Origin of the sequence: Streptomyces sp. DH-12, from assembly GCF_002899455.1 — a bacterium.
Lineage (GTDB): Bacteria > Actinomycetota > Actinomycetes > Streptomycetales > Streptomycetaceae > Streptomyces.
Window position 1 is genome coordinate 3,271,497 of the sequence record NZ_PPFB01000001.1, and the last position, 24,645, is coordinate 3,296,141.

The window sequence follows — 24,645 nt, forward strand, 5'->3', positions numbered from 1 at the left end:
TCGTACGCGCGTCCGGCCGCCGTCAGCCCTTCTTGGCGACCGTCAGCAGCACCGCCGCGTCCTCCAGCGCCTCCAGGCCGTGGCGGGCGTCGGGGATGACGAGGAGATCGCCGGTACGGCCCTCCCGGTCCGCGTCGCCGCCGGTCAGGCGGACGCGGCCGCGCAGGACGAGCAGGGTGGCCTCGCCGGGGCTGTCGTGCTCCGCGAGGCTCGTGCCGGCGGTCAGCGCCAGCAGGGTCTGGCGCAGGGTGTGCTCGTGGCCGCCGTGGACGGTGGTGGCGCTGCGGCCGCTGGAGGCGGTGGCGGCCTGTTCCAGGTGGGTGCGGACGAGGGCGTCGAGCGAAAGCTTCTGCATACCGTCCAGGGTCGCCGAGCCCTGCGGGCGGTGGCAGGGCCATGTGGGGTACGCCGACGGGGCACACGCCCGCACGGGCGGGCGTACGGCCGTACGGCCGTACCGCGCCCTCCGCGATACTGGCGCCGTGCCGTCGACACCCCAGCCCGTGACGCCCGACCCGCCCGAGGCGATCGCGCGTCCGCTGCTCACCCAGTCCTGGCTCGACCTGACGTTCGCGCACTGGGCGGTGGACCCGGCCGACGTGGCGGGGCTGCTGCCGCCGGGCGCCGTGCCCGACACCCTCGACGGGGTCACGTACGTCGGTCTCGTCGCGTTCCGGATGCACCGGGTGGGGTGGCTGCGGCTGCCGGGCGTCCCGTACCTGGGGAACTTCCCGGAGACGAACGTCCGCCTGTACTCGGTGGACGACCACGGGCGGCGCGGGGTGGTGTTCCTCTCCCTGGACGCCTCCCGGCTGGTTCCGGTGCTGGTGGGGCGCCTCGGCTTCGGGATGCCGTACGTCTGGTCCCGGATGCGCGTCCGGCACGTCGACGACCGCACCGTCACGTACACCGCGTCCCGGCGCTGGCCGGGGCCGCGCGGCGCGGGTACGCGGCTCACCGTGCGCCGCGGCGGGGCGATCGCCGAGCCGACGGAGCTGGAGCAGTTCCTCACCGCCCGCTGGGGCATGCACAGCGCGTTCTTCGGACGGCCGATGTACCTGCCGAACGCCCATCCCCGCTGGCCGCTGTACCGGGCCGAGCTGCTGGAGTGCGAGGAGGACCTGGTCGCGGCGGCCGGGCTGCCGGCGCCGGCCGGAGCGCCGGTGAGCGTGCTGTACTCGCCGGGCGTCCCCGCCCGCTTCGGCCTCCCGGCCCGTCCGGGGGGCATCCCCACGCCGTAACAGCGGGCGGGGCCGAACGCGCGTGGGGCCGAGGGCAGCGCGCCCCCGGCCCCGCGGTCGTCTCGCGTACGCGTCAGATGACGCCCTGCGCCAGCATCGCGTCCGCCACCCGCTCGAAGCCGGCGATGTTCGCGCCGGTCACGTAGTCGCCGGGGGCGCCGTAGCGCTCGGCGGTCTCCGCGCAGGTGGTGTGGATGTCGGTCATGATGCGGGCCAGCTCGGCCTCGACCTGGTCGGCTTTCCAGCTGGTGCGCGACGCGTTCTGCGTCATCTCCAGCGCGCTGACCGCGACACCGCCCGCGTTCGCCGCCTTGCCGGGGCCGAAGGCGACGCCGGCCCGCTGGAAGAGCTGCACGGCCTCCGGCGTGGTCGGCATGTTCGCGCCCTCGGAGACCGCCTTCACGCCGTTGCGGATGAGGGCGTCGGCGTCCACGGCGTTCAGCTCATTCTGGGTGGCCGACGGCAGGGCGACGTCCGCCGGGACCTCCCAGACGCTCCCGCCCGGCACGAACCGCGCGGAGGAGCCCCGGCGCTCCGCGTAGTCGCTCACCCGGCCGCGCTCGACCTCCTTGATCTGGCGCAGCAGCCCCAGGTCGATGCCCTTGTCGTCGACGACGTAGCCGCTGGAGTCGGAGCAGGTGACCGGGTTGGCGCCGAGGTCGGCGAGCTTCTGGATGGTGTAGATCGCGACGTTGCCGGAGCCGGAGACCACCGCGGTCTGCCCCTCCAGGTCCTCGCCGCGGGCGCGCAGCATGGCCTCGGCGAACAGCACGTTGCCGTAGCCGGTCGCCTCCGGGCGGATGAGCGAGCCGCCCCAGCCGGCGCTCTTGCCGGTGAGGACGCCGCCCTCCCAGCGGTTGGTGATGCGCCGGTACTGGCCGAAGAGGTACCCGATCTCCCGCGCGCCGACGCCGATGTCACCGGCGGGGATGTCGGTGTACTCGCCGATGTGCCGGTACAGCTCGGTCATGAACGACTGGCAGAAGCGCATGACCTCCGCGTCGCTGCGGCCCTGCGGGTCGAAGTCGCTGCCGCCCTTGCCGCCGCCGATGCCGAGCCCGGTGAGCGCGTTCTTGAAGATCTGCTCGAAGCCGAGGAACTTGATGATCCCGAGGTTCACCGAGGGGTGGAAGCGCAGGCCGCCCTTGTACGGGCCGAGGGCGCTGTTGAACTCGACGCGGAAGCCCCGGTTGACGTGCACGCGCCCGTTGTCGTCCGTCCACGGCACCCGGAAGATGATCTGCCGCTCGGGCTCGACGAGCCGCTCGACGAGGCCCGGGTCGGCGTACTCCGGCCGGGCGGCGAGCACGGGGGCGAGCGTCTCCAGCACCTCACGGGCGGCCTGGTGGAACTCCGGCTCCGCCGGGTTGCGGCGCTCCACCTCGGCGCGGAGCTGGTCGAGCGAGATCTTGGGATCGGGGCGTGAGGTCACGGGGTCCCTTTCTGGCACGGCTGGCAACCGGTTCACAGGGCGCACGGGACACCATGGCGGGGAACCGGTGAGGAGCGCTCGGCGCCGTTGCCGCGCGCGGGACAGCGGCCGCCCGTTCGTATACGACAGGTCAGCCGACCCTTCCAGTGTTACTCCTGTGTTAAGCGGATACCAAGAGGTGGGTCTGATTGTCCGCTATCTGGACACGGTGTGCAGGGTGCAGACGCCCGCCTCGTCCGCCTCCCCGAACCCCGCAGCCTCGCCGTCCACCCCCGTACCGTGCCCCTCCGTGTCGTGCGCGCACCGCACACACCGCCGCCCCGGACCGGTGACGGGCAGCCGGGCCGGGGCGGTGCGTGCGACGCCTCAGTGCTTGCGGTGCCCGGGGCCCTTCGGGTCCCTCCCGCAGTCGTCGTGGCGGGCGTCCTTCAGGGTGTCGCGCAGGGCGTGGTACGCCGGCTTGCGCACGAAGGCGTCGGTCATGACCGTCGCCCAGCCCTCACCCTCGAAGAACACCGGGACCCACGAGTACTTGTCGGTGAAGCCCCAGATGGTGAACGAGTTGCAGCCGTCCACCTCCAGGCACGCCTGGAGCATCCGCCGGTAGTAGTCCGCCTGCTGCTTCTCCTGCGCCGCGGTGGGCGTGCCGCCCGCCGGCACGTCCATGCGGACGTCCAGCTCGGTGACCGCGGTCTCCAGGCCGAGGGCGTCGAAGCGGCGCAGGTTGTCGGCGAGGTCGCCGGGGAAGCCGTACCGCGTGCTCAGGTGGCCCTGCACGGAGAAGCCGTGCACCGGCACGCGCTGCTCGAGCAGGTCCTTCACCAGGGCGTAGTAGGCGTCGCTCTTCGCGCTGACGCTCTCGACGTTGTAGTCGTTGAAGAACAGCTTCGCCCCGGGGTCGGCCTTGTGGGCCCAGCGGAACGCGTCCGCGACGATGCCCGGGCCGAGTTCACGGATCCAGATGTTGTCCTGGGTGCGCAGGCCGCCCTGGTCGTCGAAGATCTCGTTCGCCACGTCCCACTGCTGGATCCTGCCCTTGTACCGGCCGACCACCGTGGTGATGTGCTCACGCAGGATGCCCCGCAGCTCCGCCTTGGTGAAGTCGCCCTCCTCCAGCCACGCGGGGTTCTGGCTGTGCCACAACAGCGTGTGTCCGCGCACCACTTGGCGGTTCTTGCGGGCGAACTCGACGATCTCGTCCGCCTGCTCGAAGTCGTAGCGGTCGCGCTCGGGGTGGATGTGGTCCCACTTCATCTGGTTCTCGGGGGAGACCGAGCTGAACTCCCGCCCCAGGATCTTCCGGTACTCCTTGTCGTGCGTGAAGGGGTCCGGGTAGTCCTGCTCCAGGTGGTGGCCGCCGCCCGCCACGGCGGTGCCGATCACGAAACCTTCGGGGGCGGCCGCACGCAGCCGGTCGGACGAGGCGTGGGAGTGCGGCGGCGGCTTGGGGCCGGCCGACGGGGCGGCGGACGCCGAACCGCCCAGGAGCGGCAGGGCCAGTGCTGCGGTGGCGAGGGCCACGGTGGCGAAACGGAACGGTCTCATGCGGGGGCTCTCATTCCCGTCGTGTGGTTCTCGAATGTTTCGAAGTTGCATCCGAAACATTAGGGATGGCCGGACGGTACGATCCGGCCGAGCGGCACGTCAATACCCGTGCACGGACCGGGTCTTCGGGCCGCCTCACCGCACCGACGGACGGATCACCTCCTCCGCGACCCACCGGGCGATGCCCTCGGGGAACGGCGCCGGCAGTCCGGGCACGATGTGCGTGAACCCCGCGCCCAGCGCCTCCCCCACCGCCTCCCGTACGGCGTCGGGCCGGCCGGTGTCGACGGGGAGGTGGAGGGACCGGACGAGCGACGCGGGGTCGCGGCCGATGCCGGCGCAGTACCGGTCGAGCAGGGCGCTGCGGCGCAGCACGTCGTCGAGGTCTCCGCCCGGGACGTTCCACAGGTCGGCGTGCTCGGCGGCCACGCGCAGCGTCGCGGAGGACCGGCCGCCGACGAGGACGGGCGGGTGCGGGCGCTGCGCCGGCTTCGGGTTGCCGAACGCCCCCGTCAGCCGGTGGTGTTCGCCGTGGAAGTCGAAGGGCTGCTCCTCCGTCCACAGCCGCTTGATCAGCGTGCAGGCCTCGGCGAGGCTCGCCACCGCCCGCGCCGTCTCCTGGAACGGCAGCCCGTGCGCCGCATACTCGCGCCACGCCTCGGGCGGACGCGGGCGCGAGCCGACGCCTATGCCGAAGTCGAGCCGGCCGCCCGAGACGATGTCGACGGTCGTCGCGATCTTCGCGAGCACGGCGGGCGGCCGGAACCGGTTGCCGGTGACCATCACGCCCAGCCGCATCCGCCGCGTCCGCGCCGCGAGGGCCGCCAGCGGCGTCCAGCCCTCGAACGTCGGCCCGCCGGGGTCGCCGAAGACGGGCATGAGGTGGTCGTACAGCCAGGCGTGCTCGATCTCGGGCACCCCGTCCGCCTCGCGCCAGACGCGGACGAGGTCGTCGTAGCCGGCCTGCGAGGGCGGGGTCATGATGCCGAAGACGGGCCGGGCGGGCCGGGGCGCGGGGGACATGGGCCGGTGACTCCCCTCCGGCCGGACGGCGGGTGGTCAGCGACGGCGCAGGGACGCGTCGAGGAGCGCGGGCGGGGTGTCGAACTTCTCGCCGGGAGCCAGGTCGGTCCCGGGGGCGACGATCTCGTCGACCGCGTCGAGGACGTCGGCCGACAGCACGGTGTCCGCGGCGGCGAGCTGCGACCGGAGGTGCTCCACCGTGCGGGGGCCGATGAGCGCGGCCGTCACGGCGGGGTGCGCGTTGACGAATCCGAGCGCCAGCTGGATCAGGGTGAGCCCGGCCTCGTCGGCGACCTCGGCCAGCCGCTCGACGGCGTCGTACCGCGCCTGGTTGCAGGGGAGCGAGGGGTCGAAGCGCTCCGGCAGGACCGCCGAGCGGTGGGTGGCGACGTCCCGCCCCTTGCGCACCGCGCCCGACAGCCAGCCCGAGGCGAGCGGGCTCCACGCCAGCACGCCCATGCCGTACTCCTCCGTGACGGGCAGGACGTGGGCCTCGATGCCGCGCTGCAGGACCGAGTAGCTGGGCTGCTCGGTCACGTAGCGGCTCAGCCGGTGCTCACGGGCGGCCCACTGCGCCTGCACGATGCGGTACGCGGGGAAGGTCGAGGAGCCGAAGTAGCGGATCTTGCCCGCGCGCTGCAGGTCGGTGAGGGCGGACAAGGTCTCCTCGTCGCTGGTCGCCGGGTCCCAGCGGTGCATCTGGTAGAGGTCCACGTGGTCGACGCCGAGGCGGCGCAGGCTGTCGTCCAGGGCGGTGTGGATCCAGCGGCGTGAGCTGCCGCGGTGGTTGCGCTCCTCCCCCATCGGCATGGTCGCCTTCGTGGCCAGCACGATGTCGTCACGGCGGCCGGCGATGGCCTTGCCGACGATCTCCTCCGACTCGCCGGCGCCGTACATGTCGGCGGTGTCGATGAGGTTGACGCCGGCCTCCAGGGCCGCGTCGACGATGGCGGTGGCCTCCTCCTGCGTGGTGCGCCCGATGGCGCCGAAGTTCATCGCGCCGAGCGCGAGGGTGCCGACCTGGACGCCGGTGCGGCCGAGGGTGCGGTACTGCATGACGGTCTCTCCTCAGGGCGAAGGGGAAACGGAACAGCGTTCCGGTACGCGTCCAACGATACGGAACAACGTTCCGTTTTGCTAGTCGGAAAGGGGAACTCGGCCACGCGGAGGCACTCTCGGGCGTGCGTGAGACCATGCGGAGGCATGCGCGAGGCGGAGGAACGGACACGGTGAACCAGAAGGACGGCGACGCGGGCGACACCGCGTCGCGGCGCAAGGACGCACGGCGCAACAAGGAGACGCTGCTGGAGGCGGCCGCCGCGGTCTTCGTCACGTCCGGCGTGGACGCCCCGGTGCGCGACATCGCCTCCCGGGCCGGGGTCGGCCTGGGCACCCTCTACCGGCACTTCCCCACCCGGGCGGACCTGATCATCGCCGTCTACCGGCACCAGGTCGAGGCGTGCGCCGAGGCCGGCCCGGCCCTGCTGAACTCCGCCCCGACCCCGCACGACGCCCTGCGGCAGTGGATCGACCTGTTCGTCGACTTCCTGGTCACCAAGCACGGCCTGGCCGCCGTCCTGCGCTCCGACCAGTCCGGATTCGAGGGCCTGCACGCGTACTTCCTCGACCGGCTCGTCCCCGTCTGCACCCGGCTGCTCGACGCCGCGCGGGCGGCCGGGGAGATCCACGAGGACATCGCCGCCCTGACCCTCATGCGCGGGGTCGGCAACCTCTGCATCGGCGCGGAGACCGACCCCGACTACGACGCACGCCGCCTCGCCGCCCTCCTCGTCGACGGTCTGCGCCGCACCGACTGACGCCCGCGGTCCGCGGGCGTCAGTCGGTGCGGCAGGCGCGGCCCCCGCCGTCTCAGCCCCGCAGGACGTCGCGCAGGAGCCTGGCGTTCTTCACGGTCTGGCTCGAGCCCTTGCGCGAGGCCAGCTCGTCGACCTCGGGGACGGAGCCCCTGGCCCCGGAGCAGGCGGCGCACTCGACGGCCAGCGCCAGGAGCGCTCCCGCTCCGTTGACCGGTGTGTCGCGCAGCAGGGCGGGCAGGGCGGCTTCGAGCACCGACCAGACGGTCGCCCAGGCGCCGGTCTCGGCCGCCGCGCGCAGTGCGGCGGTGACCCGGGAGGGCTTGCTCGCCCCGTACCGGGTCAGTGCCTGCCACTGTCCGGCGAGCAGCCTGGCGTCCAACTGCCCCTGTGCGGCGAGGACCAGCAGGGCGTCCACCGCCGCGTCCGCCTCCTTCGGGTCGCCGAGCCGCCGTGTGATCTGCCAGTGCGTCGCGTAGCCCGCGGTGCCGTTCGCTTCCATCAGCCGCGGGAGCAGCAGGCGGTTGGTCCCCTCCCCGAAGCATGCGGCCACCTCGTCACGGTGGTGCGGCAGCTGCGCGAGCATGAACACACCGGGGCGGGAGGGGCTCCAGCCGTAGGGGCCCAGGAGGGCCGCGGCGACCGGCGGGAGCGGCAGGTCGTGCCCCGTGCGGGGGGTCGCGGGGGCCCACCGGCCGGGTGCCGCGCCGGTCGGGTCTCCGGCCGGCCACCTGTCGGGCGTCGTGTCCCAGTGGGGCGCGCCGCCCCGGTGCAGCCACCGCGTCAGGCTCCGGCCCGCGTCCGAGCGGAGTGCGCCCGCCGCCTCCCGCACGCGCTCGTCGTCCGTGGGGGTGACCCGCAGCAGGGCCTGAGCCAGGTCGACGGGCGCGGGAGTGACGCCCAGGCTCTCGAACTCGGCGATCCGCTCCACCAGGGCGGCGGCGTCCACCGCCCCGTCGGCGCGGGTCGGCAGGGCCAGCAGGTAGGGCTGAGCGCCGGACTCGATCAGTTCGATGGCCTCGGTGAGCCGCGCCCCGAGCAGGGCGCCCGGCTCGCTGATCCTCCTCTCGGCGCGGCGGGCCTCGAGCAGCTCGCGGCGCCGGTGGATGTGCCAGTCCCTCGGCTCGTCGCCGCGCACCGCGGTCGCGACGTCGTACAGGTCGAGCTGTGTCGGGTCCGCGCCGCAGCACCAGCAGTCGAACCCCGGCCGGTTGCGCATGACCGGTCCGAGCGCCTTGGAGAGGGTGCCGCGGTCGAGGCGCGCGTGGCGGACGAGGCCGTCGAGGGCGCGTTCGAAGGCCACGACGTTCTCGCTGTCGGCGAGCAGCACCGCGACCTCGGGGGCGACCTCGGCGGCCGAGGCGATCGGGCGGACCGGTTCCGGCTCGGGCGCCTCCGGCAGGAAGTCGGGCGGCACCTCGTCGGACGGCCCGGCGGACGGCCCGGCGGACGGCCCGGCGGTGTCCTGTCCCGGCGGGCCGAACAGCTCACCGGCGCGCGCGGTCAGAGCCGGGGTGAGGAAGGCGGCGGCCTCGCGCAGGCCGGACAGCACCTGTTCGTCCGCCACCGCGGGCAGGTGACGGGCCACCAGCTTGAGAGCGCGTTCCTGAAGACCCACGTCGGAGTGCTGGAAGGTGAGCGCAGCCCCGGCCACGACCCTGCCGGCGCGTGTGACGTCCCGCTTGGCCGCCCGGTCCAGCCAGGCGAGCTGGGCGCGCACCAGTTTCTTCTCCGGGCGGAGCAGGACGCGCTCGCAGACCTCGGTGAGGACGTCGTCCTCGAGGAGTCCCGCCTCGTCGAGGCCGATGAGGACCTCCTGACCGTAGGCGGCCACCTGGGAGGACAGGTCGAGCATCGCGACGTGGTCACGGAGCAGGGGCGCGTTCTCGGCCGGGGTGAGGGCGAGGGCCTGCAGGAAGGTGAGGGGATGCGTGCTGTCCTGGAGCAGGGACGCGATCATGGGCTCGGCGAGCAGGAGGCGTTCGCGGGACACCGAGGCGTGTTCCTCGGGGGTGAGGGCGAGTGACGTCAGCGCGACGGCGGCGTCGGGCCACCACACCCGGTCGGCGGCCAGGTGGGCGGCGAAGAAGCGCCGGATCAGCGCCGCACGGTCGACCAGGCCCTCGTCCTCGGTGGAGAGGAGGATGAACACGCCGAAGTTGGTGTTCTCCAGCACATGCCGCAGGCCGTGCCGCTTCAGGACGGAGTGGAACACCTCCACGAGGCCGAGGGGGACCGCCGGCCGGTCCAGGGCCAGGGGGAGGAGCACCGGGGTCAGCGCGTCCGCGCGCAGCCGCTCCAGGAAGCTGTCACCGGGCAGGAACCCGTCGCGCAGACGCAGGGGAGGCGCGGTGCTCCGGCGGCGCCACGACAGCCAGCTCGCGATGAAGCCGTCGGTGGTCGGGACGGGGCAGCCCGCGTCGTACAGAAGATGCTCGAGGAAGTCGAACCTCACGGTCTCCTCGGGTCTCAGCCGCTCGGCGAGCCGCGTGACCAGCTCGGCCCGCCACGCGACGGGCCGGAGGTTCACGACGCCGAGGAGCCACGGGATGCTGCGGGTCGACAACGCCCAGACGTTGGCGCCCTGCAGGAGACAGTCGGCCGCGGCCTCGGGGTCGGTCAGGCAGCCGAGTTCGGCGGCGATCTGCGCGTTCCTCATCTCGTCCGAGCAGGCGCCCCAGTCGGCTCGTATCCTCGCGCGCCGCTCCTCCAGGGCGCCGGCCTGTGCCGCGCGCTCCTGCGGGGTCAGGGCCGCGAGCGCCTTGAGCACTCCCTCGACATCGCCCGCTTCCGCGAGGCGGACCAGGCTCGTCATGCTGTCCCCGCTCATGCTGTGATCTCCGTCGTCGTCGCGGTGGTGGTGGCTGTGGTCTCCGTGGTGGCCGCGGCTGCCCCGCTCGCACCGGCGTCGCGCACCATGCCCGCCGCGAGCACGTGCTTGCACGGTCCGCGCCCGCCCTGGTACCTCGCCCACCACAGGCAGGTGCAGCTCGCCCGCCCCGCGTCGTCCACGCGGACCAGGTGGGCGTGGGCGTCCTTCCCGACCCACGCGAGCGCTCCGTCGAGCCGCACGGCGCCTTCCGCGACCAGGGCCCGCGCCCCGCGCAGCCGGGGATTGCGGGCCTCCGCGTCACCGGCCGCCCAGGGCAGGTGGCGGTGGAAGTACGCCTGTTCGGCGAGGTCGTAGCCGATCTGCCCCGAGGTCCCGAGCACCGTGAGCGCCGCGCGGACCCGTTCGGGCGCGAGGCCGGCCTGGGCGGCCAGTACGGCGATGTCCAGCGTCGGCTCCCAGGCGAGGAGTTCCGCCACCCGCTCGGCGTCGCGCGCCGCGGGCCCGGTGGCGAGGTCGTCGAGGACGCCGCCCTCGCCGGAGAAGCCGCGCGAGGCGCTCGGCGAGAGCAGCAGCGTCAGCCGCATGCCGGGCAGCCCGACCTCCCAGGCGACGGCCGTGGCCGCGCCCGCGGCGGTGTCGGGAGCGTGGAGCCGCACGCCGGTCGCGTGCCGCAGCACGGGTATCAGGCCGGTCAGGCGCTCGGCGCCGGGCAGGCACACCGCGCCGGGCGCCGGCCTGCTCACCGGCCGCAGGGTGCGCCCGGCGGGCACCACCCAGCGCGTGGTGCGGGCGCCGGAGCCGCGGGTGAGGCGTGGCAGGGAGCGCAGGACGGCGGCCGCCTGTGCGGGCGGTACCTCGGCGCGCGGCGCGAAGCCGGCCGCGAGGACCTGGGCCTCGGCGAAGCCGCGCAGCCAGCGCTGCGGGAGGGGGACCTTCTTCTCCACGAAACGGCCCTCGAAGGTGGTCGCCTCCATTCCTTCGGGGCCCACCCTCAGGTGGAGCGGGTCGAGACCGCCGAGTTTGGCGAGCGCCTGACGCAGCGGGACGTTGACGTCGACGTTGGTGGTGCCGTGTCCGACGTCGTCCCCGTCGAGGCCGGGGGCGAGGATGTCGAGGCGCGCGTAGACGCCGCAGCAGCCGGAGAAGGACTCCATCCGTAACCGGTCGCCGTTGGCGGTGACCACCGGGTCGAGCGAGGCGGCGGAGCCGGGGTGGTGGTAGCGGGTGGCCGCGACGTCCGCGACCGCGAGCAGCGCCGCGGCCGCGGCCGCCGGGGCGGTCAGGAAGCCGTCGAAGAGGCGGGGGCGGTCCTGCTCACCGCCGGGTGTGGCGCCGCCCGAGGTTTCCAGGGCGAGGCTGCGGCCGGCGGCGGATTCCCGCAGCGCGGAAGCGGCCGCATAGGCATAGGACTGGATCAGTGCTGTACTCACGCCCGCAGGCTACGGCCGGACACCGACATCGTCCGCCCCGCGCCTTGAACGAAGCGGGCGGCTCGGCGTCCACCGCACGGGTCCGCGGCCTCCGCCCTCCCGGAGGATGGCGCCCGCGTGACGAAAGGGCCCGCACGACCGAGGTCGTGCGGGCCCCTTCAGGTGCTCGCGGCAGGAGCTACCAGGTCAGATCGTCACTTGACGATCTTGGTGACCTGGCCGGCGCCCACGGTCCGGCCACCCTCACGGATGGCGAACTTCAGGCCCTCCTCCATGGCGACGGGCTGGATGAGCTCCACCTTCATCTCGGTGTTGTCACCCGGCATGACCATCTCGGTGCCCTCGGGGAGGGTCACGACGCCGGTCACGTCCGTCGTACGGAAGTAGAACTGCGGGCGGTAGTTGTTGAAGAAGGGGGTGTGACGGCCACCCTCGTCCTTCGACAGGATGTAGGCCTGGGCCTCGAACTCGGTGTGCGGGGTGACCGAGCCCGGCTTGATGATGACCTGGCCGCGCTCGACGTCCTCGCGCTTGATGCCGCGGAGCAGCAGACCGACGTTCTCACCGGCCTGGCCCTCGTCGAGCAGCTTGCGGAACATCTCGATGCCGGTGACCGTGGTGGTGGTCTTCTCGGTCTTGATGCCGATGATGTCGACGGTCTCGTTGACCTTGAGGACACCACGCTCGATGCGGCCGGTGACGACCGTACCGCGACCGGTGATGGTGAAGACGTCCTCGATCGGCATCAGGAACGGCTTGTCGACGTCACGCTCGGGCTCCGGGATGGACTCGTCCACGGCCTTCATCAGCTCGAGGACGGACTTGCCCCACTCCTCGTCGCCCTCGAGGGCCTTCAGAGCGGAGACCTTGACGACCGGAACGTCGTCGCCCGGGAACTCGTACTCGGAGAGGAGCTCGCGCACCTCGAGCTCGACGAGCTCCAGGATCTCCTCGTCGTCGACCATGTCGGCCTTGTTCAGGGCGACGACGATGTAGGGGACGCCGACCTGGCGGGCCAGGAGCACGTGCTCCTTGGTCTGCGGCATCGGGCCGTCCGTGGCGGCGACCACGAGGATGGCGCCGTCCATCTGCGCCGCACCCGTGATCATGTTCTTGATGTAGTCCGCGTGACCGGGGCAGTCGACGTGGGCGTAGTGACGCGACTCGGTCTGGTACTCGACGTGCGAGATCGAGATCGTGATACCGCGCTGGCGCTCTTCGGGAGCCTTGTCGATCTGGTCGAAGGCCGAGGCCTCGTTCAGGTCCGGGTACGCGTCGTGCAGCACCTTGGTAATGGCGGCCGTGAGGGTCGTCTTACCGTGGTCGATGTGACCGATGGTGCCGATGTTGACGTGCGGCTTAGTCCGCTCGAACTTCGCCTTCGCCACTGGGGTCCTCCTGTGGAGTGGTTCTGTACGCCTTACTTCATCGGCGCCAGGTGATCTTTGCTGGGAAACCCGGGCCCGGGGCATTCCGCCAGGGTGGCGGCGGAATGCCCGCTTGCAGGCTCCGGGGTCAAGCCTAAAGCGTTGGTACGGAGTCCGTTAAACGGAGCCCCTTACTCGCCCTTGGCCTTCGCGATGATCTCCTCGGCGACGTTCCGCGGAACCTCGGCGTAGGAGTCGAACTGCATGGAGTAGCTGGCACGGCCGGACGTCTTGCTGCGCAGGTCTCCGACGTAGCCGAACATCTCCGAGAGGGGCACGAGGCCCTTCACGACGCGGGCACCGGCCCGCTCCTCCATGGCCTGGATCTGGCCACGGCGGGAGTTGATGTCGCCGATGACGTCACCCATGTAGTCCTCGGGCGTGGTGACCTCGACGGCCATCATCGGCTCCAGGAGCACGGGCGAAGCCTTGCGCGCGGCCTCCTTGAAGGCCTGCGAGCCGGCGATCTTGAACGCGAGCTCGGACGAGTCGACCTCGTGGTAGGCGCCGTCGAGCAGCGTCACGCGGACACCGGTCATCTCGTAGCCGGCGAGGATGCCGAACTGCATGGCCTCCTGCGCACCGGCGTCCACCGAAGGGATGTACTCCTTCGGCACACGGCCACCGGTCACCTTGTTGACGAACTCGTAGGAGGCGTCGCCGCCCTCGATCGGCTCGATCGCGATGATCACGCGAGCGAACTGGCCGGTACCACCCGTCTGCTTCTTGTGGGTGTACTCGACCTTCTCGACCGACTTGCGGATCGTCTCACGGTACGCGACCTGAGGCTTGCCGACGTTGGCCTCGACCTTGAACTCACGGCGCATGCGGTCGACCAGCACCTCGAGGTGCAGCTCGCCCATACCGCCGATGATGGTCTGGCCGGTCTCCTCGTCCGAGTGGACCTGGAACGACGGGTCCTCCTCGGCGAGCCGCTGGATCGCGACGCCGAGCTTCTCCTGGTCGCCCTTCGACTTGGGCTCGATGGCGACCTGGATGACCGGCGCCGGGAAGTCCATGGACTCCAGGATGACCGGGTTCTTGTCGTCGGACAGCGTCTCACCGGTGGTGGTCTGCTTCAGGCCCATGACCGCGACGATGTCGCCGGCGCCCACCGACTCGATCTCCTCACGCTTGTTGGCGTGCATGCGGTAGATCTTGCCGATGCGCTCCTTCTTGCCCTTCACGGAGTTCAGCACCTGGGTGCCGGAGTCCATGCGGCCGGAGTACACGCGGACGAAGGTGAGCTTGCCGAGGTGCGGGTCGCTCATGATCTTGAACGCGAGCGCGGCGAGGGGCTCCTCGTCCGACGGCTTGCGCGAGACGGCCTTCTCCGCGTCCTTGGGGTCGTGGCCCTCGATGGCCTCGACGTCCAGCGGGGAGGGCAGGTAGCGCACGACGGAGTCGAGCAGGGGCTGCACGCCCTTGTTCTTGAACGCGGTGCCGCAGAACACGGGGGTGACGGTGGTGCCGTCGCCCTTGCCGGAGGCGATGGTGATGCGGCGGACCGCCGCGTACAGCTGCTCCTCGGAGGGCTCGGTGCCCTCGAGGTACAGCTCCATCAGCTCCTCGTCGTTCTCCGCGACGGCCTCGAGCAGCTTGCCGCGGTACTCCTCGGCGAGCTCGGCGAGGTCCTCGGGGATGTCGACGGTGTCGTACATCTCGCCCTTGGTCGCCTCGGCGGACCAGACCAGGGCCTTCATCTTCACGAGGTCGACGACGCCCTTGAAGTCGGCCTCGGCGCCGATCGGCAGCTGCATGACCAGCGGCTGCGCGCCCAGACGGTCGGAGATCATGCCGACGCAGCGGAGGAAGTCCGCACCGGTGCGGTCGAGCTTGTTGACGAAGCAGATGCGCGGAACGCCGTAGCGGTCGGCCTGACGCCACACCGTCTCGGACTGGGGCTCGACGCCGGCGACGCCGTCGAACACCGTCACGGCACCGTCGAGCACGCGCAGGGAACGCTCCACCTCGACGGTGAAGTCGACGTGGCCCGGCGTGTCGATGATGTTGATGGTGTGGTCGACGTCTTCCAGCGGCCAGTGACAGGTGGTGGCAGCAGAGGTGATCGTGATGCCACGCTCCTGCTCCTGCTCCATCCAGTCCATGGTGGCAGCGCCCTCGTGGACCTCACCGATCTTGTAGGAGACGCCGGTGTAGAACAGGATCCGCTCGGTGGTCGTCGTCTTGCCCGCGTCGATGTGGGCCATGATCCCGATGTTGCGGACCCTGGCCAGGTCAAGCGAAGTGGTAGCCATAAGGCTTCAGTCTTCTCTCGGTCTCGATGGGGTCTGCGACTACCAGCGGTAGTGCGCGAAGGCCTTGTTGGACTCGGCCATCTTGTGCGTGTCCTCGCGCTTCTTCACAGCGGCGCCGAGGCCGTTGCTGGCGTCGAGGAGCTCGTTGAGCAGACGCTCGGTCATGGTCTTCTCGCGACGGGCGCGGGAGTAACCGACCAGCCAGCGCAGCGCCAGCGTGTTGGCACGGCCGGGCTTGACCTCGACCGGGACCTGGTAGGTGGCGCCACCGACACGGCGGGACTTGACCTCGAGGGTCGGCTTGATGTTCTCGAGAGCGCGCTTCAGCGTGATGACCGGGTCGTTGCCGGTCTTCTCGCGCAGGCCCTCCATGGCGCCGTAGACGATGCGCTCGGCGGTGGAGCGCTTGCCGTTCAGCAGCACCTTGTTGATCAGGGAGGTCACCAGAGGAGAACCGTAGACCGGGTCGATGATGACCGGGCGCTTCGGGGCGGGGCCCTTACGAGGCATTCTTACTTCTCCTTCTTGGCGCCGTAACGGCTGCGAGCCTGCTTGCGGTTCTTGACACCCTGGGTGTCGAGCGAGCCGCGGATGATCTTGTAGCGAACACCCGGCAGGTCCTTCACACGGCCGCCGCGCACGAGCACGATCGAGTGCTCCTGCAGGTTGTGTCCCTCACCCGGAATGTAGGCGGTGACCTCGATCCCGCTGGTCAGACGCACACGCGCGACCTTACGCAGGGCCGAGTTCGGCTTCTTCGGGGTGGTCGTGAACACACGCGTGCAGACGCCACGGCGCTGAGGGGAACCCTCGAGTGCGGGCGTCTTGTTCTTCTCGACCTTGTCCTGCCGGCCCTTGCGGACCAGCTGCTGGATCGTAGGCACTACTTCTCCGGTTTCTGTGTGCCGATGGGTACAGCTAACCTGGAACATCTCCGACCCACGCGGTCGGGTGTGTCGAATCCGGCGGACTCCCGCCGCAAGGCAGAGGGAAGCGCTGAATCACGGTGGCCGTTTCACAGCCCCCGGTGCGGTGTGATGGCACGCACGAAGGCCAGGGCACACCCCAGGCACAAGGTCTGAGCGTACTCAGCTCACGGACTCCGGTCAAAACAAAAGGAACGGAGCTCGACACGCCCGACTTCTTGCGGTTCCTCCCGCCGGTTCCCGTGGTTCCTTTCGCGCGGTGCGCGCCCCTGTGCCGGATTGGCCGGATCACGCCCTTCCCATGCCGGGCGCTCAGTACTTTGATCCGTCCGCCGCAGACGAACGGGGGGGTCCAGCCTGATGACATCGGCGTCGTACGGTCCGGACGACGGTGGCCTGGAGGACAGGGTGCCGTTCCTGGCCCGTCTGGAGAGCGGGGAGCGCACCGCGCTGCTCGGACTCGGCCGCGAGCTGCGCTTCGCCCCCCGCGTCACCCTGCTGCACCAGCGTGAGCCGTCCTCCCACGTCCTGTTCCTCGTCGAGGGCTGGACGAAGGTCACGGCCGCGGCCGCCAACGGCTACGAGGCGCTGCTCGCGCTGCGCGGCCCCGGCGACGTGGTCGGCGAGTCGGCGGCGCTGACCGGACGGCCCCGGTCGGCGACGGTGACCGCGCTGGAGGCGGTGCGGGCGGTGGCCGTGGAGCACGCGCGGTTCAAGGAGTTCCTCGGCCGGTCGCCGGCCGCGTCCTTCGCCCTGCTCGGCCTCACCGCGGACCGCACCCGGGCGGCGGACCGGCGGCGCCTGGAGTTCGCGTCGATGAACGTGCGCCAGCGGTTCGCGGTGCTGCTGCTCGACCTGGCCCGCAGCCACGGCCGCCGCACCCCCGACGGCGTCGAGCTCGCCGTGCCGCTCAGCAAGCAGGAGCTGGCGGGGTCGGTGGGCGCGTCCCGGGAGATGGTGCAGCGGCTGCTGCGCGAACTGCGGGAGAAGGACGCGGTGTCCACGGGCCGCCGCACCCTGCTGATCCGCCGCCCCGACGTCCTCCGCCGCATCGCCACCACCGACCAGACCGCCCCGGGCATTCCGTCGCCCCAGCGGTCCCGGGACGGGGAGACGACGGCTCGCCGGGGCGACCTGGACCTCTGACCCCGGCGCCCCTCAGCGGGGCGGGGGTGGCCGGACCGGGTCCGTCCGCCGGCCGGTGAGGGCCGGGCGCGCGGTTCCCCGCGCCCCTTCAAGCCGCTTCTGTGTACGCCGTCACAGTTTCTGTGGGTCATACGCCCTCACGCCCCGCCCTCCGCTCACGCCACTCTGCTGCCCTGCGCGACCATCCCCATCCTCCGAAGGGCGACCATGACCCACCCCGTGAGCCGCACGATCCTGTTGCTGGACATCGAGAGGTTCAGCGACCGGGACGACGTGGAGCAGGCGTATCTGCGGCGCATGCTGTACGACGTCACCGACCGGGCGCTGGAGGCGGCCGGCATCGACGAGACGCTGCGCACGCGCGCCGACCGCGGGGACTCCGTGATGGAGCTGATCGACGCGAACGCCCCGGTCACCGCCCTGCTGCGGGCCCTGCTCACCGAGGTCCCCGTGCAGTTGCGGGCCGTGAACCGCATGGCGTCGCGGTCGGCGCAGATGCGGCTGCGCGGGGTCGTCGCCGGCGGCTACGTGGCCGTCGACCGGCTCGACGGCTGGGTCGGCTCCGACCTCAACCACGCCTGCCGGCTGCTGGACGCCCCCCTGCTGCGCGCGGCCCTGCGGGAGCGCGCCGACGACTTCGCCCTGTGCGTGTCCGACTCCGTGTACCAGGGCGTCGTCCGCCACGACCATCCGGGCGTCCCGGCCGCCGGCTTCCACCGGGTGACGGTGGACACCAAGAACGGCCCGCTGACGGCGTGGCTGCACGGCCCGGCGCCGTCGGCCGGGGAGAACCCGCCGGCCGGGGAGGACCACGGTGAGCGGGGGGCGGGGGAGGCGCCGGGCGGATCGGGGGGCCGCCCGGCGCCGGCCGGCCCGGCCCCCGAGGCCACGGAGGAGGACGCCCGGGAACACCCGGCGCCGGCCGGACAGCGGGGAGCCCCGGCGCCGGGCCCGGTCCTGGACGTCAACGGCGGCACGGTGTCGTTCGGCGGCGGCTATGTCGCCGGCGACCAGCACGGCGTGTCCGGCGGCCGGGTCACCGGCGACGTCGTGATGGGCGGCAAGACGGAGGGGGACCGCTCATGACCGGCCACGACCCGGCGGGTCCGGGAGCCGGGGGCGGCCCGGGGGACGCCCCCGCACCCGACGGGAGCGCCCCCGAGGAGCTCCCCTCCAAGGAGTCCGCCGACGAGGAGCCGGAGGAGCACGACCAGCCGCAGAAGGCCTGGGCGGCCCGCCGCGACCTGGTCGACCACAGCCCGCGCACCATGAAGGTCGGCTCGCACGCCGCGTTCGGCGGCGGGTTCGTCGCCGGCGACCAGCACGGCGTGTCCGGCGGCCGGGTCACCGGCGACGTGGTCATGGGCAGCAAGACGGTCCACCACTGGACGTTCCCCGGACTGTCCACGGCCGCCTCCGCCTCCGGCGAGATACCGCGCGCCACCCTGGACCGGCTCGCCGCCACCTTCGTCACCGCCGACGGCGCCTTCGGCGAACTGGTCGAGCGGCTGCGCCGCGACCGGGTGCTGGTGCTGTCCGGCGCCCGCTTCACCGGCCGCCGCACGGCCGCCCTGATGCTGCTGCACCGGCTCGGCGCCGGCCCCGTGGTCGCCCTCGACCGCGAGACCACCCCGGGGTCGCTGGCCGACCGTTTCACCCCGCGCGACGACACGACGGGCGGCACGGGCGCCGCCCGCGGCTACGTGCTGTGCGACCTGGAGACCCGCCGCGGCAACGCCCTGCGCGAGACCCATCTGCTCGGCGCCGCCGACCGGCTCGCGGAGCAGGACGCGTACGCGGTGATCACGGTCGGGCCGACCGCCGTCCTGGAGGACGACGTGTCCGCGGTCGGCTGGCGGCCGCCCGCGACCGAGGACGTGCTCGCCGCGCACCTGCGGGTCCGCGCCGGCGAGGACGCCGTGACGCGCCTGCTGGGGATGCCGGCGGTCAAGGAGTTCCTCGACCACGGCCACCAGCCGCGCGAGGTCGCCGCCTTCGCCCAGCTCCTCGGCCGGTACGCCGCGGGCGAGGCCACCGAGCAGGAGGTCGCCTCCTTCTCCCTGGTGTCGCTGGAGAACCAGGTCCGCGAGTGGTTCGAGGAGGACGAGACCACCCTCCACCTGCGGGACAAGGCGTTCCTCATCGCGCTCGCCGCGTTCGACGACGGTCCCTACGCGCTCACCGCCGAACTCAGCGACCTGCTCCACGGCTTCCTCCAGCAGACCCAGAACGGGTCCCGGACCGCCGGGATCCCCGTCTTCGGCACCCACATCGGCAAGCGCCTCCAGCTCGCCCGCGCCCGGCTGTCCGAGGGCGAGGAGCACACCGAGTGGGGCCCGGTCACCCAGACGAAGGCCGCGTTCCACGACGAGCGGGCCTCGCTGGTGCTGCTGCGCGAGGTGTGGACGGGCCACCCCTCGGCGCGGCCCGCGCTGATCCAGTGGCTGCGCCGGCTGGCCGACGACGGCCGCCCCCTGGTGCGCACCCGCGCCGCGTCCACCGTCGCCGTCCTCGCCCGCACCGACCTGCCGTCCGCGATGGCGCTGGTCATCGAGCCGTGGGCGCGGTCCAACCGGTTCCGGCACCGGCTCGTCGCCGTCAACGCACTGACCCTGGCCCACCACATCGGCACCCCCAACGTGCCGCGCATCCTCGACACCTGGTCGGACGCCGAGGACCGCCGGCTGCGCTGGGTGGCGGTCCGCGCGTACGCGCTGATCGGCCCGGAGCGGCCGGCCCAGGCGCTCGCCGCGCTGCGCGCCGCCGCCCGCGAGCTGTACCAGCGCTTCGGCGACCCGGACGACTTCGACGTGGAGATGGCCGGGGAGCTCGCCGAGGCCGTGGAGCTGCTGCTGCTCTCCCCCGCCTCCTCCGAGGTCCTCGACGACCTGCGCGCCCACCTCGACGACGACCGCGCCGTGCACGACCTGGTCCTCGGCGGCTTCGTGAGCGCCTGCCACCGCACCAAGGACGACGAACGGTACGGCTTCCCGCTCGTCCTCGACTGGTACGCCCGCGCCGCCACCGACGAGGACCGGGCCGCCGACGGCATCGCGCACCTGTGGCGGGAGGCGCTCGGCGACCCCTTCCAGACCCGGGGCGCGCTCGCGGTGATGCGCGAGTGGGTCCTCGTCGCCGACCGCTCGACCGCCGTGGAGTGGGCGCTCGCCGCGCTGCTGCCGAGGCTCGTCACCACGCCCACGGAGCACCAACGGCTGAGCCACCTGCTGCGCACCATGCCCGGCGAGGACGGCAACCCCCCGCCGGGGGTCGCCGCCCGGCTGCTCGGCACGCTGCCGCCCCGCTGACGCACCGACCCCACCGACGAAAGACGTCCGTCCCATGTCTTCCTTCCACCGTCCGCCCGAGTGGCAGCAGCCGGCCGACCGGCACACCCGGCTGATCGACCCGGTGCTCACCGTCAGACAGCTGTCCCGCTTCGAGCTGTCCCTGAAGCACGTGGTCCGCATCGACCACGCCCTGGTCTTCTCCACCCCCAAGGGGGGCTACGAGGCGTATCCGCCGCCCGCCCGGCCCAGCCGCAGCGAGATCGCCGCCCGCCGCTACACCGCCGTGTACGAGGTGGACATGGGCATCCACCCGTTCACCGAGACGCTCACCCTGCCCAGCGACAACGACGCCTTCGAGTTCACCGCCGAGGTGGACGTCTCGTGGCAGGTGCTGGACCCGGCACGGTTCGTGGCGAGCGGCGTCCGGGACGTGCCGGCGCTGCTGATCGGCGAACTCCAGCAGGCGGCCCGCCCGGTGACCCGGCGCTTCGCCGTCGACGACAGCGCGCGGGCCGAGCGGGAACTGCTGAACGCGGTCACCGTCGTCGGCCCGCTGGGCGCGCCCGCGGGACTCCAGGTGACGTGGACGCTGCGGCTGCGCCGGGACCAGGCGGACATCGACCACCAGCGGCGGCTCCAGCAGATCGGCCACTCCGCGCAGGAGCAGGTCCACGCGGCCCAGGAGGGCATGCGGGTCGACGCCGCCATGGACGAACGCCACCGGCAGCAGGACGCGCTGCAGACCGCGCGGTTCCTGGAGTACGGCCGCCAGCAGCAGGAACTGGCCATGCAGCAGCACCGCTGGCAGCACGAACAGGCGATGCTCCAGGGCGAGCAGATGCTGGAGCTGCAGCGGGTCGAGGCCAAGAAGATCGAGTTCTACCAGTGGCATCTCTCACAGGGCGGGGTGCACGCCTGGGCGCTGCACCTGGCGCAGCACCCGGAGGACTCGCGCCTGGTGATGAACAGCATGCGCGAGGATCAACTCCGCATGATCCAGGCGCAGATGGAGCTGGTGAAGGAGCTGCTGGGCGGGGAGGGCGCGGAGAAGTTCGAGCTGGAGGGACCCAAGCAGCTCGCACTGCGCACCGTCAGCGACATCCTCAACCAGCGGCTGCCCGGGGTCCCGCAGAACCCGCCTCTGCTGCCGTCGCCGGACGAGGGCGGAGCGGACGGCGCCCCGCCCCCGGGCGCCGCGCCGGCACCCCCGCCGGGCACCACCCCGCCCGCGACGCCCACCGGGGGACCCGGCGCCCCGCCCGCGACGCCCACCGGGGCTCCCGGCACCCCGCCCGCACCTCCGGCCGCGCCCTTCCCGCCTCCGCCCGGCCCGCCGTACGCGCCCCCGCCCGGCACGTACACGCCCCCGCCCGGTCCCTACGCGCCCGCGTCCGGCCCGTACGCGCCCGCGTCCGGCCCGTACACGCCTCCACCCGGGGCGCCCGGCACCCCTCCGCCCGGCTCGTACACGCCACCCGCGCCCCCGGCCGGGGCGTACCCGCCGCCGCCCGCGAACCCCGCATGGCAACCGCCCCCGGGTTACGGCCAGACGCCGGCCGCGCCCCCGCAGGAGCCGCCCGCCACGCCCGGCCCTGCGGATCCCGACCCGGCGGAGCCCGCGGAGAAGGAGCCGGGGTCATGACGGCCGTCGACCCGGGCGCCTCCTCCACGCCCCCGGCCACTCCGCCGCCCCCGGCACCCCCCTCCCCCGCCCGCACCCAGGTGTGCGAACGGCTGCTCGCGGACCTGCGGACCGAGATCGCCCGTGCCGACAGCAAGGCGGCCGTGCTGGTCGCCGCGCTCGGCATCACCGCGGGCGTCTTCAGCGGTCTGCTCGCCGGGCGGGACTGGTCGCCGGACGCGCTGTCCGCCTCCGGGGCCGTGGTGTGGTGGGCCGGGATCCTGGTCCTCGCCCTGTCCCTGCTGGCGCTGCTCCTGGCCGTCCTGCCCCGCTACCGCAACGGGTCCTGGGCGCCGGGACAGCCCCTGTCGTACTTCGGCGACATCCGGCGGGCCGTGGAGGCGGGCCGGCTGGACACCGCGCTCGCCGACACCGAGGCCGACCCGATGGCCGCCCTGACGACGGCGCTCACCGAGACCAGCCGGATCGCCTGGCGCAAACACCAGTGGATCCGCACCGGCCTGATCGCCTTCTGCACCGGCACGCTCCTGCTGCCGGCCTCCCTGCTGATCGGCTGACCCCCGGGGGCGGCCACCCGCGCACGTCGAGTGAAGGAAGCACCATGACCCAGCCACCGCCGGCCCCGCCGGAGTACCCCGAGCCGGCCGGCCGGCCCGCTCAGCCCGGAGCGGCCCAGGTCCCGCCGCAGGCGCCGCCCTGCCCGCAGCCGCCCGGCCCGGCCACCCCGCCGTACGTCCCCCAGCAGGCCGCCCCGCCCCCCTGCCCCACGAGCCCCGGCGCGCAGCCGCCCCCCTGCCCCGCAGGCCCTGGCCCGCAGCCCCCGCAGTACCCCACGTCCGCTCAGGCCCCCCAGTACCCCGCGGCCGGCCCCGCCCCTCAGTACCCGGCGGCCCCCCAGCCCCCGTACCCGCACGCGGCGGCTGCCCCGCCCCCGTACCCCCGGGCCGCGGAGGTCCCGCCGCCCGGCTCCCCGCTCCACCCGCACCACATCGACACCGGGCGCCGCGGGCGCGTCCACGTCTCGAACCAGCAGCGGCACACCGACGCCACCGCCTTCGGCAACCTGCTCCTGCACCTGCCGAACTTCCTGTGCAGCCTGGTCGTCGTCGCCCTGGTCTCGCTGGTCTTCGGCGACCTGGGCTTCCTGGTGATACTCGCCTGGCTGGCCAGCGGCGCACTCGTGTTCCACCGGCCCACCGAGAGCGCCCTCGCACGCCATCTGCTCCGTCTGCGCTACCCCACTCCGCAGGAACGGGCCGCACTCGAACCGGTCTGGCGCGAGGTCACCGCCCGCGCCGGCGTCGAGGGCCGGAACTACGAGCTGTGGGTCGAGGACAGCGACAGCCTCAACGCGGTCGCCGCGGCCGGACACATCGTCGGCGTCACGAGCTTCGCCCTCAACCGGCTGCCCAACGGCGAGCTGGCCGCCGTCATGGCGCACGAGCTGGGCCACCACGTCGGCGGGCACGCCTGGTCCGGGCTGCTCGGCTACTGGTACGCGCTGCCCGGCCGGATCGCCTGGCGGCTGCTGCGCGCCGTCACCGGCTTCCTGTTCCACGTGTCGCGGGCGTTCTCCTGCATCGGCGTCGCCTTCTTCGGCCTGTGCGTCGGCGGCATCGCCTTCGCCACCATCAGCACCCTGTACGGTCTGCCGCTGCTGCTCCTGGGCATGCCGTACGCCCTCGCCGCCGTCGGCCGCCGCTCGGAGCTGCGCGCCGACCGGCACGCGGCGGCGCTCGGTTTCGCGCCGATGCTGGCGGCCGTGCTGGAGAAGCTGCACCAGCAGGAGCAGGCGCAGCTCGCCGCGGCCGGCCAGGGCGGCGGCGAGCGGATGACCGGGACGGCGGCGAGCAGGCTGCTGTCCTCGCACCCCGACTACCACACCCGGCTGCACCACCTGCGGCAGTACCTCCAGCCGTCCCGCTGAAGCCGGGACCCGCCGGAGTCAGACCCTCCGGTCCGGGACCCGCCGGACCGGGTCAGCCCAGGGGCGCCACCGCGGCCAGCAGACCGACCAGCCCCAGGAACATCACCCAGCCGGCCACCGACAGCCAGCCCAGCACCAGCCCGGTCAGCGCCATCCCGTCGCCGCTCTCGCCGGTACGGCGCATCTCCGACTGCGCCATGTGTCCGAGGATCACGGCCGGGAGCCCGGTGAGGCCGCCGGTGACCACGCACAGCACCCCGCACACCAGGGACCCGACCGCCTTGCCGTTGGTGCGGGGCTGCGGCCGGGGCAGGAACGCCGGCGGGACGGGGCCGTGGGGCGTCATCGGCTGGGGCATCGGCCCCTGCGGCAGATCGGCCACCAGCAGGGAGAGCTCGCCCACCGTGCGCGCGGAGTAGGCGCGCGCGACACGCTTCTCGAACTCCGGGTGGTCGAGGCGGCCCTCGCCGTACCCGGCGCGCAGCACGTCCACCGCGCGCTCGCGGTCCGCGTGGGAGGCCAGCATCGACGGCACGCCGGGTCCCTGCAGGGGAGGGCCCTGCCACGGAGTCGGATACGACACGGCTGCCTCCCCAGGGCCCGGGACGGACGATCCCAGTATGAGCGTTTCACCCACTTGAACGCAGCACACGGGGCGTTCGGTTCCACGGTGTCCCGAGGCCGCGCACCCCCGGACACGCCGCAGGGCGG

20 protein-coding genes are annotated in these 24,645 nt (G+C 72.9%); 8 read left to right on the top strand and 12 right to left on the bottom strand.

Features of this window, described 5'->3' with window-relative positions; translation table 11 throughout:
• Window positions 1-22: 22 nt before the first annotated feature.
• Window positions 23-355 (bottom strand): cupin domain-containing protein, encoded by a 333-nt coding sequence (locus tag C1708_RS13455; RefSeq protein WP_106412904.1) that lies wholly within the window; start codon window positions 353-355, stop codon window positions 23-25.
• Between the two features lie 127 nt (window positions 356-482).
• Between C1708_RS13455 and C1708_RS13460 the strand changes: the two genes are divergently transcribed.
• Window positions 483-1,241, top strand: a complete 759-nt coding sequence (locus tag C1708_RS13460) for a YqjF family protein (RefSeq protein ID WP_106412905.1) — start codon at window positions 483-485, stop codon at window positions 1,239-1,241.
• A 73-nt stretch (window positions 1,242-1,314) separates the two neighbouring features.
• Here the strand turns inward: C1708_RS13460 and gdhA are convergent, their stop codons facing one another.
• The 4 genes from gdhA to C1708_RS13480 form a co-directional block, all read right to left on the bottom strand.
• Window positions 1,315-2,673 carry an NADP-specific glutamate dehydrogenase gene (gdhA, locus tag C1708_RS13465; RefSeq protein ID WP_198602493.1) on the bottom strand — a complete coding sequence of 453 codons (1,359 nt, stop codon included), beginning with the start codon at window positions 2,671-2,673 and terminating at the stop codon, window positions 1,315-1,317.
• A 366-nt stretch (window positions 2,674-3,039) separates the two neighbouring features.
• A complete protein-coding gene (locus C1708_RS13470; RefSeq protein ID WP_106412906.1) occupies window positions 3,040-4,218 on the bottom strand; it encodes an endo-1,4-beta-xylanase in 1,179 nt (392 codons plus the stop codon).
• Between the two features lie 135 nt (window positions 4,219-4,353).
• Complete coding sequence (locus C1708_RS13475) at window positions 4,354-5,241, bottom strand: LLM class flavin-dependent oxidoreductase (RefSeq protein WP_106412907.1); 888 nt, start codon at window positions 5,239-5,241, stop codon at window positions 4,354-4,356.
• Window positions 5,242-5,277: 36 nt separating this feature from the next.
• A complete protein-coding gene (locus tag C1708_RS13480) occupies window positions 5,278-6,297 on the bottom strand; it encodes an aldo/keto reductase (protein ID WP_106412908.1) in 1,020 nt (339 codons plus the stop codon).
• Between the two features lie 173 nt (window positions 6,298-6,470).
• Here C1708_RS13480 and C1708_RS13485 point away from each other — a divergent pair, with 173 nt between their 5' ends.
• Window positions 6,471-7,058, top strand: a complete 588-nt coding sequence (locus C1708_RS13485; RefSeq protein WP_106412909.1) for a TetR/AcrR family transcriptional regulator — start codon at window positions 6,471-6,473, stop codon at window positions 7,056-7,058.
• Between the two features lie 52 nt (window positions 7,059-7,110).
• On the opposite strand, the gene C1708_RS34000 is transcribed toward C1708_RS13485, so the two are convergent.
• From C1708_RS34000 to rpsL, 6 genes are all read right to left on the bottom strand, one after another.
• Window positions 7,111-9,885: a DUF7824 domain-containing protein gene (locus C1708_RS34000; protein ID WP_157951276.1), complete on the bottom strand. Its 2,775-nt coding sequence runs from the start codon at window positions 9,883-9,885 to the stop codon at window positions 7,111-7,113.
• Window positions 9,882-11,303: an SWIM zinc finger family protein gene (locus C1708_RS13495; RefSeq protein ID WP_106416286.1), complete on the bottom strand. Its 1,422-nt coding sequence runs from the start codon at window positions 11,301-11,303 to the stop codon at window positions 9,882-9,884. The genes C1708_RS34000 and C1708_RS13495 overlap by 4 nt, the downstream gene beginning before the upstream one ends.
• Before the next feature lie 209 nt (window positions 11,304-11,512).
• Complete coding sequence (gene tuf / locus C1708_RS13500) at window positions 11,513-12,706, bottom strand: elongation factor Tu (protein ID WP_106412910.1); 1,194 nt, start codon at window positions 12,704-12,706, stop codon at window positions 11,513-11,515.
• A gap of 170 nt (window positions 12,707-12,876) precedes the next feature.
• Window positions 12,877-15,003 (bottom strand): elongation factor G, encoded by a 2,127-nt coding sequence (fusA, locus tag C1708_RS13505; RefSeq protein ID WP_106412911.1) that lies wholly within the window; start codon window positions 15,001-15,003, stop codon window positions 12,877-12,879.
• 39 nt (window positions 15,004-15,042) lie between these two features.
• Window positions 15,043-15,513 carry a 30S ribosomal protein S7 gene (gene rpsG / locus C1708_RS13510; RefSeq protein WP_003998848.1) on the bottom strand — a complete coding sequence of 157 codons (471 nt, stop codon included), beginning with the start codon at window positions 15,511-15,513 and terminating at the stop codon, window positions 15,043-15,045.
• 2 nt (window positions 15,514-15,515) lie between these two features.
• Window positions 15,516-15,887 carry a 30S ribosomal protein S12 gene (gene rpsL / locus C1708_RS13515; RefSeq protein WP_003948652.1) on the bottom strand — a complete coding sequence of 124 codons (372 nt, stop codon included), beginning with the start codon at window positions 15,885-15,887 and terminating at the stop codon, window positions 15,516-15,518.
• A gap of 402 nt (window positions 15,888-16,289) precedes the next feature.
• Between rpsL and C1708_RS13520 the strand changes: the two genes are divergently transcribed.
• From C1708_RS13520 to C1708_RS35660, 6 genes are all read left to right on the top strand, one after another.
• A complete protein-coding gene (locus C1708_RS13520; RefSeq protein ID WP_106412912.1) occupies window positions 16,290-17,075 on the top strand; it encodes a Crp/Fnr family transcriptional regulator in 786 nt (261 codons plus the stop codon).
• 207 nt (window positions 17,076-17,282) lie between these two features.
• Complete coding sequence (locus C1708_RS13525) at window positions 17,283-18,161, top strand: hypothetical protein (protein WP_106412913.1); 879 nt, start codon at window positions 17,283-17,285, stop codon at window positions 18,159-18,161.
• Complete coding sequence (locus C1708_RS13530; RefSeq protein ID WP_106412914.1) at window positions 18,158-20,383, top strand: hypothetical protein; 2,226 nt, start codon at window positions 18,158-18,160, stop codon at window positions 20,381-20,383. The genes C1708_RS13525 and C1708_RS13530 overlap by 4 nt, the downstream gene beginning before the upstream one ends.
• Window positions 20,384-20,417: 34 nt before the next feature.
• Window positions 20,418-22,007, top strand: coding sequence for a hypothetical protein (locus C1708_RS35655; RefSeq protein ID WP_198602494.1), 1,590 nt, complete (start codon window positions 20,418-20,420; stop codon window positions 22,005-22,007).
• Window positions 22,004-22,564 carry a Pycsar system effector family protein gene (locus C1708_RS13540; protein ID WP_241911245.1) on the top strand — a complete coding sequence of 187 codons (561 nt, stop codon included), beginning with the start codon at window positions 22,004-22,006 and terminating at the stop codon, window positions 22,562-22,564. Before C1708_RS35655 ends, C1708_RS13540 begins: the two co-directional genes overlap by 4 nt.
• A gap of 44 nt (window positions 22,565-22,608) precedes the next feature.
• Complete coding sequence (locus C1708_RS35660) at window positions 22,609-23,934, top strand: M48 family metalloprotease (protein ID WP_106412915.1); 1,326 nt, start codon at window positions 22,609-22,611, stop codon at window positions 23,932-23,934.
• Window positions 23,935-23,986: 52 nt separating this feature from the next.
• Here the strand turns inward: C1708_RS35660 and C1708_RS13550 are convergent, their stop codons facing one another.
• Window positions 23,987-24,517 carry a DUF1707 and DUF4190 domain-containing protein gene (locus C1708_RS13550; RefSeq protein WP_106412916.1) on the bottom strand — a complete coding sequence of 177 codons (531 nt, stop codon included), beginning with the start codon at window positions 24,515-24,517 and terminating at the stop codon, window positions 23,987-23,989.
• Window positions 24,518-24,645: the final 128 nt, after the last annotated feature.